At 36.4% G+C, this 12,747-nt stretch carries 12 protein-coding genes; 11 read left to right on the top strand and 1 reads right to left on the bottom strand.

Going from position 1 to position 12,747, the window contains the following annotated elements; all coding sequences use genetic code 11:
* Positions 1 to 162 precede the first annotated feature (162 nt).
* The 9 genes from PI20285_RS09365 to PI20285_RS09320 all read left to right on the top strand — a co-directional run bounded on the left by PI20285_RS09365 (position 163) and on the right by PI20285_RS09320 (position 11,306).
* Entirely contained in the window at positions 163 to 1,548 is a 1,386-nt protein-coding gene (locus PI20285_RS09365; RefSeq protein WP_057774279.1) for a PTS sugar transporter subunit IIC, read from the top strand.
* A gap of 167 nt (positions 1,549 to 1,715) precedes the next feature.
* Positions 1,716 to 3,155 carry a 6-phospho-beta-glucosidase gene (locus PI20285_RS09360; protein ID WP_057774276.1) on the top strand — a complete coding sequence of 480 codons (1,440 nt, stop codon included), beginning with the start codon at positions 1,716 to 1,718 and terminating at the stop codon, positions 3,153 to 3,155.
* A 111-nt stretch (positions 3,156 to 3,266) separates the two neighbouring features.
* The gene (locus PI20285_RS09355; RefSeq protein ID WP_057774274.1) at positions 3,267 to 4,175 is read left to right on the top strand and encodes an ROK family protein; all 909 of its coding nucleotides are present in this window, start codon (positions 3,267 to 3,269) and stop codon (positions 4,173 to 4,175) included.
* Positions 4,176 to 4,304: 129 nt separating this feature from the next.
* A complete protein-coding gene (locus tag PI20285_RS09350) occupies positions 4,305 to 4,769 on the top strand; it encodes an RrF2 family transcriptional regulator (protein ID WP_057774271.1) in 465 nt (154 codons plus the stop codon).
* Positions 4,770 to 4,781: 12 nt separating this feature from the next.
* Positions 4,782 to 5,588: a PHP domain-containing protein gene (locus tag PI20285_RS09345; protein ID WP_057774268.1), complete on the top strand. Its 807-nt coding sequence runs from the start codon at positions 4,782 to 4,784 to the stop codon at positions 5,586 to 5,588.
* A 304-nt stretch (positions 5,589 to 5,892) separates the two neighbouring features.
* On the top strand, positions 5,893 to 7,239 hold the full coding sequence (locus PI20285_RS09340) for a sensor histidine kinase (protein WP_082623296.1): 1,347 nt from the start codon (positions 5,893 to 5,895) through the stop codon (positions 7,237 to 7,239).
* On the top strand, positions 7,240 to 7,989 hold the full coding sequence (locus tag PI20285_RS09335; protein ID WP_057774263.1) for a response regulator transcription factor: 750 nt from the start codon (positions 7,240 to 7,242) through the stop codon (positions 7,987 to 7,989).
* Positions 7,990 to 8,664: 675 nt separating this feature from the next.
* Positions 8,665 to 8,979, top strand: coding sequence for a hypothetical protein (locus PI20285_RS09325; RefSeq protein ID WP_057774262.1), 315 nt, complete (start codon positions 8,665 to 8,667; stop codon positions 8,977 to 8,979).
* 1,025 nt (positions 8,980 to 10,004) lie between these two features.
* Complete coding sequence (locus PI20285_RS09320) at positions 10,005 to 11,306, top strand: D-serine ammonia-lyase (protein ID WP_057774259.1); 1,302 nt, start codon at positions 10,005 to 10,007, stop codon at positions 11,304 to 11,306.
* A 65-nt stretch (positions 11,307 to 11,371) separates the two neighbouring features.
* Here the strand turns inward: PI20285_RS09320 and PI20285_RS09315 are convergent, their stop codons facing one another.
* Entirely contained in the window at positions 11,372 to 11,905 is a 534-nt protein-coding gene (locus tag PI20285_RS09315; RefSeq protein WP_057774257.1) for a hypothetical protein, read from the bottom strand.
* A gap of 88 nt (positions 11,906 to 11,993) precedes the next feature.
* Here PI20285_RS09315 and PI20285_RS11660 point away from each other — a divergent pair, with 88 nt between their 5' ends.
* Entirely contained in the window at positions 11,994 to 12,143 is a 150-nt protein-coding gene (locus tag PI20285_RS11660; protein WP_156406529.1) for a hypothetical protein, read from the top strand.
* Positions 12,144 to 12,536: 393 nt separating this feature from the next.
* Positions 12,537 to 12,686, top strand: a complete 150-nt coding sequence (locus PI20285_RS11655) for a hypothetical protein (protein ID WP_156406528.1) — start codon at positions 12,537 to 12,539, stop codon at positions 12,684 to 12,686.
* Positions 12,687 to 12,747 lie beyond the last annotated feature (61 nt).

The following is a 12,747-nucleotide window of genomic DNA, read 5'->3' as shown; positions in this document are numbered from 1 at the left end:
TTGGAACATGTTTTTTATTTGCGAAACACCTGTACAATAACAAAAGAGAGTGGTTATAATGTATCTGTTGAAAGCGCTTCACGTTACATAATCTTTGGCCAAAGATTTTTCAATTATTTTCTTTAGAACATATATAAGCAATTATTAGTTGAGGTGATATTAATGAACGATTGGATTAACAACAAACTTCTGCCACCAATTATGAAGTTTGTTAATACAAAAGCGATCACGGCTTTAAAGAATGGGATGTTAGTCAGTTTACCATTCATTATGGTCGGATCAATCTTCTTACTGCTAAGTGCATTTCCATTACCAGCAGTTGCCACTTTCATGGATAATACTGGTTTAACGCCTTACTGGACACAAGCATACAATGCTTCATTTGGGATCTTAGCCGTCTTTGCCGTAGTTGGGATTGCGTACAACTGGGTAAAAGATGATGGGTTTGAACCACTTCCAGCCGGGATGACCGCGTTGGTAAGTTTCTTCCTTATCATGCGTCCTACAACAGCTGTTATGAACGCAGCTGGTAAAACAGTTGTTTCAGCTACACAAGCTCCTACAATGTTAACTGGATTTATCGATCGGACTTGGCTTGGTGGTCAAGGAATGATCGCTGCTATCATTATTGGATTATTAACTGGTTGGATTTACTCATGGTTTATCAAGCATCATATTACAATTAAATTACCAGAGCAGGTTCCACCAGCAGTTGCAGAATCATTTGTCGCTTTAATCCCTGCATTTGTAATCATTACTGGTTGGTTGATTGTATACATGCTCTTTGATGCAACAGCTCACACAACAATGACACAGTGGATTTACCAAACCATCCAAACACCTTTACAAGGATTAACAGATTCATTTGGTGGAGTTTTGATTATTTCACTATTGATTCCATTCTTCTGGTTCTTTGGTGTTCATGGCGCGGTTATTGTCAGTGGTATTATGACACCAATCCTGACTGCTAACAGTTTACAAAATGCCGCAATCTTTAAAGCACACGGTGTTGTTACTGCCGCAAACGGTGGCCATGTCTTTGTTCAATCACTACTTGATCAATTTGGTACCGTAACTGGTTCTGGGATGACAATTGGATTAGTCTTCTTCATGGCGTTTATGGCCAAATCAGCTCAAATGAAGAGTATTGGTCGTTTGTCATTCTTACCAGGGCTTTTCAACATTAACGAACCTGTTTTATTCGGGGTTCCAATTGTTATGAACCCACTTTTAATCATTCCATTTATGTTTATGCCTGCAATTTCAATGGGCTCCACATACTGGTTAATTAAATTAGGTGTTATTCCATACTTCACAGGTGTTCAAGTTCCATGGACCACCCCACCAATTCTTTCTGGTTTGTTAGTCGGTGGTTGGAAGATGATGATTTGGCAAGCAGTTGTCTTAGTATTATCATTCTTCGTATACTTACCATTCGCTCACAAGCAAGATCAAATCTTGTATGGACAAGAACAAGCTGCTTTGGACTCAGAAGCACATACTAAAGAAGCTGAAGCTGCTGCAACAACAGAACACGCAACAGACTAGCTTACCTAAAAAATCTATTTATGGCGATGAAAATCAAAGTGAATAGATTTTTTTATAAAAGTTATTGAAAGCGCTATGAAAATAATTGTTTTTCTGTGTAAAACGTTTTCAAAGTGCGCTATACTTGAAATGTACATGAATACTAAAATGAGAGGAGTTCATTAGATATGAGTAAATTAAAGGATGGCTTTTTATGGGGCGGCGCAGTTGCAGCTCACCAACTAGAAGGTGGTTGGCAAGAAGGCGGCAAAGGTGTCAGTGTCGCAGATGTGATGACGGCAGGAGCTAATGGCGTGCCGCGTGAAATCACGGATGGTGTGTTGCCTGGAAAGAACTATCCTAATCATGATGGCATCGATTTCTATCATCGTTACAAGGAAGACGTAAAGTTATTCGCGGAAATGGGCTTTAAGTGTTTCCGAACATCGATTGCTTGGACGCGAATCTTTCCAAATGGGGATGAAGATAAGCCAAATGAAGCAGGATTGAGATTTTACGACGCCTTATTTGATGAATGCCATAAATACGGTATTGAACCAGTTATTACCTTGGCTCACTTTGAAATGCCATATCATCTTATTAAAGAGTATGGTGGTTTCACAAATCGTAAAGTGATCGATTTTTACATGAACTTTGCGGAAACTTGTTTCAAACGTTATAAGAACAAAGTGAAATACTGGATGACATTTAATGAAATTGATAACCAAAGTGATTTCAACAGTGAATTTTCAGTTGCCACAAACTCAGGAATTTTGTTTAGCAATGTAAAAAAAGAAGACCGCGAAGCTGCTATGTATCAGGCTGCCCATTATGAGTTAGTCGCAAGTGCTAAAGCAGTTAAAGTGGGTCATGAAATTAATCCTGATTTCCAAATTGGTTGCATGATTAACATGACGCCAATTTATCCATTGAATGCCGATCCAAAGAATATTATGTTGGCAGAACGCATGATGCAACGTCGTTATTGGTTCTCTGATGTGCATGCAAATGGTGCTTATCCAAATAACATTGAGACATATTTGAAACGTAAGGGATACCGTAAAGATATTACCGATGAAGATCGTGAAATCTTGAAACAAGGCACCGTTGATTATATTGGTTTAAGTTACTACAATTCGATGACTGTTAAAGCAGATGGCATCGACTTAGATGGTGATATTAATCCTGAAGAGCCGGTCACCAAGAATACAACTTTGGAAACTAGCGAATGGGATTGGCCAATTGATCCAGTTGGCTTACGTTACTCTCTAAACTGGTTGACGGACCGTTATCATTTGCCATTATTCATCGTCGAAAATGGGTTAGGTGCCCGTGATAAAGTTGAAGCGGATGGTAGCATTCATGATCCATATCGTGTAGATTACTTGCGTGCCCACATTGCCGAAATGGAAAAGGCTGTGGCTCTCGATGGTGTTGATTTAATGGGTTACACACCATGGGGTTGCATTGATCTTGTTTCTGCCGGAACAGGCCAGATGTCCAAACGTTATGGCTTCATCTATGTTGATAAAGATGATGACGGTAAAGGGACATTGGATCGTTCTAAGAAGGATTCGTTTGATTGGTATAAGAAAGTAATTGCCAGCAATGGTGAGGACTTGAAATAAAAACGTTTTAAAAAAAGAGGATCTGAAATAAAAATGTTGCGGTCATCTTGTTTGAACGTAGCGTTTTGTTTCAATCCTCTTTTCATACATAATGTAAAGGAAGTTAAAAATATGAAATATTATATTGGACTCGATATTGGTGGCACGACGATTACATATGGCCTAGTTGATGAAACTGGCAAAATCCTTGAAAAAGATGCGGTTAAAACCAGCATTAAAGGTGAAGAGATCCTCAAAAACATTGCCACAATTGTTAATAAATTTACAGCAGAAAAAACCATTACTGCGATTGGTGTGAGTGCCCCTGGGATTGTTCAAAAAGATGGTTTCATGACCACTGGTGGCGCAATTAAAGATTTCTTCGGGATTAACCTGAAACAAGAAATTGAAAAACGCACCCATATTACGACAACCGTTGAAAATGACGCCAATGCGGCGGCCTTTGCGGAACAGTGGAAAGGCAATGCGGTTGGTTTTCATAGTTATTATTGCATGGTTGTCGGCACTGGAATTGGTGGCGGGATCGTCATTAACGACCAAATTTACCGTGGTGGTCACGGAATGGCTGGCGAGTTAGGGATGATGTCCGTCATGAATGTGAATAACGATCAAAATCTGGAGCTTAACAGTTTGAGTTTTACTGGTGCAACTGTGTTTGGTCTTTTAAATTACTACAACAAGCATAGCGGCAAACCAGAAGTGACTGATGCGCGTGTTGTCTATGATTTGGCAGATAAGAACGACAAAATGGCGCTTGAAAGCCTAGACTTCTTCTATACGGCCCTCGCTAAAGGGATTATTAATTTGATGGTGGCAATTGACCCAGAAATTGTCTTAATTGGTGGTGGCATTTCTGCTAATCCGAAATTTATTGATGGTTTGCATGCTAAAATTGCGGATATGAAAGCCCGTAATTCAGATGTCCGCGATTTGACCTTTGCGGAAGTGAAACCTGCTAAACTACGAAATGATGCTGGTATAATCGGGGCTGTTTACCGCGCAATTCAGGCTGGCAAATAGAAAAAAACGCAAAAAAATAAACGTGTTTTGCAAGCTTTCTTGATGTTTTCATTTTCGACCAATTTTCCCAAGAAAATAGGAAATTGTGTTAAAATGTAAGTGTAAACATTAACAAGGAGGTCCGATCGAATGAAATTGGATTTTTCAGTTGCGGTGCACAGTTTGTTTTACTTGGAAGAGAACAATCCACGAAAGATTGCTAGCCGAGAATTAGCCGCTTCGTTGGATCTAAACGCCGTGGTCATTCGTAACATTTTATCCGTCCTCCATAAAAAAGGGTACATTGAGGGATCAGTAGGAAAGAATGGCGGTTATCAGTTAAAAAGAGCACTAGCAGATATTAATGTGGGTGAATTATATGACCTGACGATTCCGCCTACAATAAGTTATGCGCGGTTCATCACGGGAAAATCTGAAGGGGTCAATCAGGCAGATCCTATTTCTGATAATATGTCAGAAACACTAACCGATTTGTTTACTCTTGCAGATGATCAGTATCGCTCGTTCTATCATCGCTTTACCTTAGCGGACCTGAAACAAGATTTATATCATCATGGATATTTTAAACAATTAGTCAAAAAAAATGATAAGTGAGATGAGTTTTCTATGGATTATTATGATCAACATGTACATACAGACTTTTCATTTGATTCAGATGAAAAAATGGCTGCATATTTAAAACTCGCTGGTGACAATTTTGTTAGCACTGAGCATTTAGATTTCAAAGCAAAAGACGACAAAAGCGGGGATGACCTGCTTGATTATGACGCCTACTCGCGTGAGATTAATCGTTTAGAAAAAGAAACTGGGAAACACATTTTTAAGGGTGTGGAGATCGGTTACTTTGCCGGACGTGAAAAAGAGATGCATGCTTATCTAAAACAACACGATTTTGACATTAAATTGTTGAGTTTCCACCGAAGTGCTGAGTATGATTTTAGTGACAGTATGGTATCGACGATGGATCCATTGATGGTCACGGACAAATACTATCGGTTAATGTGGAAGGGCATTAATGCTTTTCACGATGCTGATGTGTTAGCCCACTTTGATTATGGTGTGCGTAACCTTAATTTAACTTCAGGGATGTTTGAAACAACGGCCGGTGTGTTGTTAGCTAACATTTTGAAGTTAGCTGTCCGTTATAATATGGCGTTTGAGTTGAATACCACTAGCATGTATAAGTATCATAATATCGGGTTGTATGATTATGCAGTTGAAATTTACAAACAACTTGGTGGCAAACGATTCACAATTGGCTCAGATGCACATGATAGTAATCAGTATATGCGTAACTATGAAAATGCGGTTGATATGTTGAAGGCTCATGATATTCATCATGTAAATGTTTATCGCAAGAACGCAATGATCATTGTGCCGTTGGATGATGTAGACGAAGGAATTAAGTACTAAAATTTAAGCAATAAGGGATTGAAAATCAGTTTTTGATTTTCAATCCCTTATTTACTGTTTTTGTTTCGGAGAGATTTTTAAAAAATGTTTTCATTTAGGATATGATTAGGTCATAAATTTTTCCTAACTGAAAGCTGTATATTTGTTCACTTACAAAATATTGTACTTTAACCGAAAACGATACGGTTCGCATTGCGCTGTTGATACAATTTAGTTAAACTAAAGAATGTGATGCAAGACGTAGATTTGGTTTAAAGGGAGCCAGCGATGAATGAATTTTGTTATTCATCTAAACTAACAGATAATGATAGAATTTGGAATTATTGAGTATCTCGTTGAGAATTTTGCATTGATTTTTATTGTTTTAAGTACAAATGCTTATCTAAATCATAATTTCAGGCTGAAAGTAGTCGTTTTAAATTTTGTTGTCAGTGTTTTTTGCGCATTTTTAAGTATGATTTTGGAAGATGCTGCCTATCTACCACTAGTTTTAGGGGTAATTATTATTGAAATGATCAGGCAGAGAAAATTGAAAATTGATCCCAGATACATCAATACAATGCTAATCAGTGTCATTATTCAAATAATCTTAATCTCCATTAGTGGATACATTAGTACGACAATTTCGTTGTGGACAAACCATTTTCATTCCATTAAGTCACTTTCGAGTGTCGGTGGTGTACTGGTATTTCAGGATATAACGATTGATTTACTTTTTACCATTCTCTTATTCATTTGGGTTTATCGACATCATGCTTGGTGGCGTCATTTGGTGGATCAGATTGAAGATTTAGGATTATCCACCCGGATTTGTGGGATGTTAATGATGATTTATGGTTCTATTCAAACGATTTTGATTATTAGCGATATTCAAAACATTACGGCGATCATTCAGGCAGCTAGTATTGTAATTTTTATGCTAATTATTCTTTTGATGGGTTGGCAAATGCAGGTTTTTATCAAAACGTATGCTGTGCAACAGAATATGAAGGATGAAGGAATCAGAAATCAGCAATTACATGATTATTTGGCTAGTATCGAACAGCAGTATACCGAGTTGCGTCAATTTAAGCACGATTATCAGAATATTATACTTTCAATGACGGAACTGGTGAAAAACGATGATCAAACAGAATTGCGGGAGTATTTAAACGAATTAAAAAATAAAAAGCATTTAAATGGTTCGCTAAGTAAAGTTAGTATTGGTGCGCTGGATCATCTAAAAAATGAAACTCTGCGTGGATTGATCATTCAGAAATTTTTTGAAGCACGCAAACAAAAAGTTGAATTAGATTTGGAAATTGAACAAGATGATCTCTTGATCGAAAAACAACTTGTCGATATTGTTAGGATTGTGGGTGTCTTGCTGGATAATGCAATTGAACAGGCTAGTAAAATGCCCGATCAGAAGGTGACCTGTGCGGTTATTAAAACAGATGATACAGTTGAAATTTCAGTGGAAAATTCTGTTGAATTACCGTTTGATATTCAAACTATTTTCAAGTTGGGTTATTCCTCAAAAGGATCAAATCGAGGCTTGGGTCTGGCAAATGTCAAAGAGTTGGTTAATCAAAATGCAAACTTTTATTTGGACACACAGTTGATACAACAAAAGCTGCGGATCACTTTAATTATTACGGGGGAGAAATAAGTGTTTTCAATCTATTTACTAGAAGATAATCTTGAACAACAAGCGTATTATGCGAAAGTTATCAAAAATACCATCATGATTAACAATTATGCAATGAAGTTGGTTTGTGCAACCAATGATGTTGAAAAGTTAGAAAGCAGTATCCTGGATCAAGAGCAGGGACTGTTCTTTTTAGATATGGAAATTGGATCGCAAACAGATGCCGGATTAAAACTAGCTAGTAAAATTCGACAAAAGATGCCCTTTGCTCAAATTGTGTTTATCACAACTCATGATGAACTGGCCTTTTTAACGTTAGAGCGAAAAATTGCACCATTGGATTATATCTTGAAAGATAAAACGCTTGAAGGTATTAAAAGTAAAATAATCGAGGATATCAATTTAGCGCGGGCTCAGTACGTTGAAGCACTGTATCATCAGCAAAAACTATTCGGCTATCGAATCGGATCGCGTTATTTTTCCGTCCCGATGAACGAATTGGTGATGCTATATACGGTTAAGGAACGACCAGGAAGTGTTACGATGATTGCCCAAAATCGGCAGGCTGAATTTCCAGGCAATCTCAATAATCTAGAAGAAAAATATACTAATTTATTTCGCTGTGATAAAAGTTATTTGGTTAATTTAGATCATGTGACAAGTTTTGATGCGCAAGCCAGACAATTACAGTTTAATCAGGGATTAGTTTGCAAGGTATCATTTCGCAAGGCCCGGGATTTGACTAAATTGATGAAAAATCATGTATCTTAAAAAGGATTTACAGTATAAAACTGTAAATCCTTTTTTTTACGTTAACCATTGAAATTGGTACGTTTATTTTTTATTTACTCACACCAGACCGTTTGACTATATACTATAAACATCTAAAAGAGTGTAATTTAAGAGAGCGGAAAAAAGGTTAAGAAAGGGGTGTTAACATAAAAGCAGATAATAAAACCTTAAGTATTATAGAATGGGGACTGTTTATGGGCGGAATTCAGATTGCAAATCACGAATAATTGGGCACGCTGCCATTGTAACATCTTCAAAATATGTGATGGAAATGCCGGGGGTTGAACCACGGAGCTTGGCACAGTTCAAAAAAAAGGCTTTTTTTATCGCAATACAGGTAAAAATAGATTTGTGTATGTTTATCGAATAAAAGCACATCCACATTACGCAGATGCTGCATCGACATATGCATACAAATACATGTATAAAAAGGATAATCCCACATACTTTATTTCTACAAATTTATATCATAAGTCTCCGAGCTATTGTTCTAAGTATGTTTATTTATCATATTGGTTAGGAAGCAACTAAGTCAGCTCTAATTTCCTATAAAACAAACACTCATATTGTGACTCCACACGGACTAACCGGCAATTTTAAAGGTTCTTTCAAACCAACTAATATTCATAAAATTACTTCTTATTGAGGCGAAACATGAAAATAAAAAAAATTATCCTTTCCATAATTACATTTATACTTGGTAGTTATATATATCTATCAGGTGCAGCATCTACCATAAATGATGAACCAGCACGAACGGCATTGTTAGCAGGCTTATATTGGATTTTTGTGGCCATTGCTTTATGGTTCTTCAAACCAACTTGGCCATTCTTTTTTAACGATACGATTATTGTTGGAGTTACCGTTATTATAACTCAGTATCTAATTTTAAATGTCGATATTTTGTTACCTATTCAAATTGTTGTATTACTAATCATTGTAATTTTTAGGTTGCTTAAATGGATTTAAAAGTGTGAAATCCAAAAGAATAGTTGATTGCTATTGTTGAATAAATTGAGAATTTAAAGGAATCAAAAAGTAATTAGATGATGTTGATGAGGGTTTGTTACTTACGTTAATCTTTGAAAAATGTACGTTAATTTTTTCTTTTCCTATGTTAGGTCGTATGAATATACAATATATTTATAGAAAATTTCTAAAACAACAAATAGAAATTGGTCAACAACAATTTTCAACTTCATTGAAGTTCAGCATGCATAAATAATGAGCATGTAAACTGATAGTTGCTGGAATGTAAACTACTGGCTTCTGTGCAATCAACTTATTTACTGGCATAATTATTTTTGTTGATTTAGTAAAATTAAGATTCACATTTTATACAACGCGAGATAAGTATCCAAGCTCTGGGGGGAGTTAATAAAAATTCAATCTGAATGTGTGACAATGAAAACTGGTCATATACGAGGTTGGGATATAAATAAGAGCTGGTAGTCTTTTACCGGTTCTTATTTTTTCGTAGGTATTGAAAAAAAGTGAAACAAAGCTGTTTACCATATGCAATACAAAATATGGCGTATTTTAGATCGAGAAAAGCCGAAAATAGCAGAGTTTTGATTGAAAGCGCAAAACTATGGACAGTCATAACGTTAACAACGATTGTTTGGGATGCTTTGTGCTACGGTCATGTTTTTTGGTGGGGAATCTTGATGACTTTGCTGAACTTTTTGTTGAGCTATCTGCTTGTTAGCAGAATGAGGTTATCAAGTGAGTTAATTGTTTTGCTGGTGCTGGTCCAAGTTATTACCCGACTAGTATTTAGGGTGTAGATTTGCATATCAGAGTATTTGGGGGAGATTAAATGTTAAGGAAAATAGAATTAGTCCGATTATTAAAACGCTGAGAACTTTATGTTGCTTTGGCAAAGGTAGCATTATTTTCATTAGACCTCTTAAAAAATTAATCTATTGTTGTTATACTGATTAATGGAGAAAAACATGGGTAAGACAACTATATTAATTTGAGGAGATCTAAAAATGAATGTCGATGATTTGATCGAAAAATATCCAGAAGTAAAGACCATGAAGGACTTGAAGCCTTTTTTTTGGCGAAATCCAGACTATGGGAAAGATGCTAAACTTTCAGTTGGAATTGAGGATATCTTTGATGCAGAAGCGCGTTTTCACCGTTTCGCACCTTATTTTGAGGTCGCTTTTCCAGAAACTTTAGCTACCCAAGGAATTTTGGAATCGCCATTGGTTGACCTGCCAGATATGAAAGCTCGCCTAAATGAAACATTTACAAATAAGATTGAAGGTAACTTATATTTAAAGGCAGATAACTATTTACCAATTTCTGGGTCTATCAAATCTCGTGGTGGTATTTACGAAGTTTTGAAGTTTGCCGAAAAAGTTGCCATCCGTGAAGGTGGTCTAATTTATGCAGATAACTATGCTGTATTGGCCAGTAAAAAATACCATGATTTGTTTTCTAAATATGGGATTGCAGTTGGTTCAACTGGTAACTTGGGTCTTTCAATTGGAATTGTGGCCCAGAAATTAGGCTTTCGGACTTCTGTTCATATGTCGGCTGATGCCTCAAAGTGGAAGAAAGACAAATTGCGTGCCTTTGGTGTAAATGTCGTGGAGTACAATGATAACTTCACACATGCGATTACAGAAGCTCGTAAGATGGCAGCTGAAGACCCAATGACTTACTTTATTGATGATGAAGGCTCATACGATTTATTCTTGGGTTATTCAGTAGCTGCTTTGCGTTTGCAAGCCCAATTGAAGTCACAGGATATCAAAGTTGACAAGGACCATCCTTTATTTGTTTACCTACCAGCTGGAGTTGGTGGCAGCCCAAGTGGGGTTACCTTTGGCTTGAAGAAGGTCTTGGGTGAACATGTGCATGCAATTTTTGCAGAGCCTACTCACATTCCGTCCGTGACGTTGGGGATGGTAACTGGTTTAAACGATAAAATTTCCGTTTATGATATTGGGATTGATGGGACTACCAAAGCAGATGGTTTGGCTGTTGGTCGTGCTTCACGAATTGCTGGTAAAAACATGCGAACTTTGTTGTTAGGAACGGCAACTTTCAAGGACGAAGAAATGATGAAAGATGTTGCACGACTATATGATACAGAAAAGATTGGTTTGGAACCTTCAGCAGCCGCTGGGTTCTCAATTATGGATCAATCATTAGGCGAATTGGCAGCTGATTTTCCATTGAAGAATGCTAATCATATTGTTTGGGCAACTGGTGGTAGCATGGTACCAGAAGATGATATGAAACATTATCTTGAAGTTGGCCGTGAGGAACTAACTAAATAAATAGAGTTTAAGGATCAGTTTGAACTGGTCCTTTTTCTGTACAATATAAAGGTAAATATCTTAGGCTAATGCATGGCAGTTACTTTACCAGTAGCATAGATAACATATGTTGTGTTAGTAGCGTTACTAGTTTCAGAAAAATAAATTGGAGAACTAATACCGACTGTACCGTGCATTGTTATCCATCCTTTGTTACCGTATAATTTAGTGACACGAGCCTCTGCTTGCTGGGCGTTTTTTATAGGTTCCCAATTTAAAGGTTTGTTATCATTTGATTTTTCTTCCGCTGTTATTGCTGCTCGCGTTTGATTGAGTCCAGTATTGTTTGAAGAAGCTGAGGATGAACTTTTAGTTTCTGAAGCTGATGTCGCAGTGGCCTTTTTTGCAGCTGTATGATGTACATTTTTACTGTTGGCGGTTGTAATTCTTTTAGAAGAACTAGTTTTAGTGCTCTTCGATGAATTTATCTTTTTATTGCTAGCTTTACTTGTATGAGCTTCTGAATGAGATGAAGAAACCTTTGCGGAATTATTTTTTTCACACGCAGAAAGTGATGAAAGTAAGGATATACTGATTATAAATACAATTAATTTTTGCATAATAGCCCTTCTACATTATATGTTTTTATCTAATCATAGCATAAATTAATTAGCTGTTCTATATTTATTAAGTAATGGAGGAAATGAAATGGGATTGTGGTTACTCTTAGCGTTATTTATCACTGCCATCGGATGTGGAGTTATGGCAACTAAACAGAGAAATAAGAATCGGCCATTGGCAATTGTGCTCACCGTGATAATGGTCATAGCGTTAGCGGTTGTTCTTTATTTAACATAATAGAGATTAACTTATTTAAAGAAATATAACTATGAAAAGATATTTCTACAAAATGTTTCTAAAAATGAACTTATTGAACTAGATATCAGTTCTATTTCCAAAAGGGTCATATCAATGAGTGAAAAAATTTCAAATTCCAAGGTATTAAAGTATGTTCTCTATTTCGCGGTGTTTTGTCTTATAGCAGGGCCTTGGTTAACAATCTTATGGCAAGAATTTGGAATCGGTGTTGAAGAACTGGAATTTTAAGAATCGGGACATACTTTGAGCTTTTACCAAGATTTCAAGGTAACTTTTTTAAAAGACTATTGGGAGCTTTATTAACTCTGTAGAGATTGTTTATGTATTCGTAATATTAGCGTTATTTAGAGTTTAATTTGGGAGATGATTTAGATGGGCTTTTGGGTTTTGCTTGCTGCATTTATTGTTACGATTATTTGTGGATATTATGCTTATAAGAAACGAAGTACCAATAAGCGGTTGGCAAGAATATCTGCTATTGTGGCGTTAGCGGCACTAATTATTGTAATTTATTTAGTTTAAAATAAGTTGATTGAAAAACACATTCTGAAGTTAAATCTGAACTTCAGAATGTGTTTTTATT

Source organism: Pediococcus inopinatus (genome assembly GCF_002982135.1).
Taxonomy (GTDB): Bacteria; Bacillota; Bacilli; order Lactobacillales; family Lactobacillaceae; genus Pediococcus; species Pediococcus inopinatus.
Note: the sequence above shows the minus strand (reverse complement) of the source record. Positions and strands in the feature narration are given on the sequence as shown.

Excerpts from the sequence above, each read along its gene's own strand:
- PI20285_RS09320 (WP_057774259.1), top strand. The coding sequence starts at position 10,005 with ATGAATGTCGATGATTTGATCGAAAAATATCCAGAAGTAAAGACCATG.
- PI20285_RS09340 (WP_082623296.1), top strand. The coding sequence starts at position 5,893 with ATGATAGAATTTGGAATTATTGAGTATCTCGTTGAGAATTTTGCATTG.
- PI20285_RS09345 (WP_057774268.1), top strand. The coding sequence starts at position 4,782 with ATGGATTATTATGATCAACATGTACATACAGACTTTTCATTTGATTCA.
- PI20285_RS09350 (WP_057774271.1), top strand. The coding sequence starts at position 4,305 with ATGAAATTGGATTTTTCAGTTGCGGTGCACAGTTTGTTTTACTTGGAA.
- PI20285_RS09325 (WP_057774262.1), top strand. The coding sequence starts at position 8,665 with ATGAAAATAAAAAAAATTATCCTTTCCATAATTACATTTATACTTGGT.
- PI20285_RS09360 (WP_057774276.1), top strand. The coding sequence starts at position 1,716 with ATGAGTAAATTAAAGGATGGCTTTTTATGGGGCGGCGCAGTTGCAGCT.
- PI20285_RS11660 (WP_156406529.1), top strand. The coding sequence starts at position 11,994 with ATGGGATTGTGGTTACTCTTAGCGTTATTTATCACTGCCATCGGATGT.
- PI20285_RS09365 (WP_057774279.1), top strand. The coding sequence starts at position 163 with ATGAACGATTGGATTAACAACAAACTTCTGCCACCAATTATGAAGTTT.
- PI20285_RS11655 (WP_156406528.1), top strand. The coding sequence starts at position 12,537 with ATGGGCTTTTGGGTTTTGCTTGCTGCATTTATTGTTACGATTATTTGT.
- PI20285_RS09355 (WP_057774274.1), top strand. The coding sequence starts at position 3,267 with ATGAAATATTATATTGGACTCGATATTGGTGGCACGACGATTACATAT.
- PI20285_RS09315 (WP_057774257.1), bottom strand. The coding sequence starts at position 11,905 with ATGCAAAAATTAATTGTATTTATAATCAGTATATCCTTACTTTCATCA.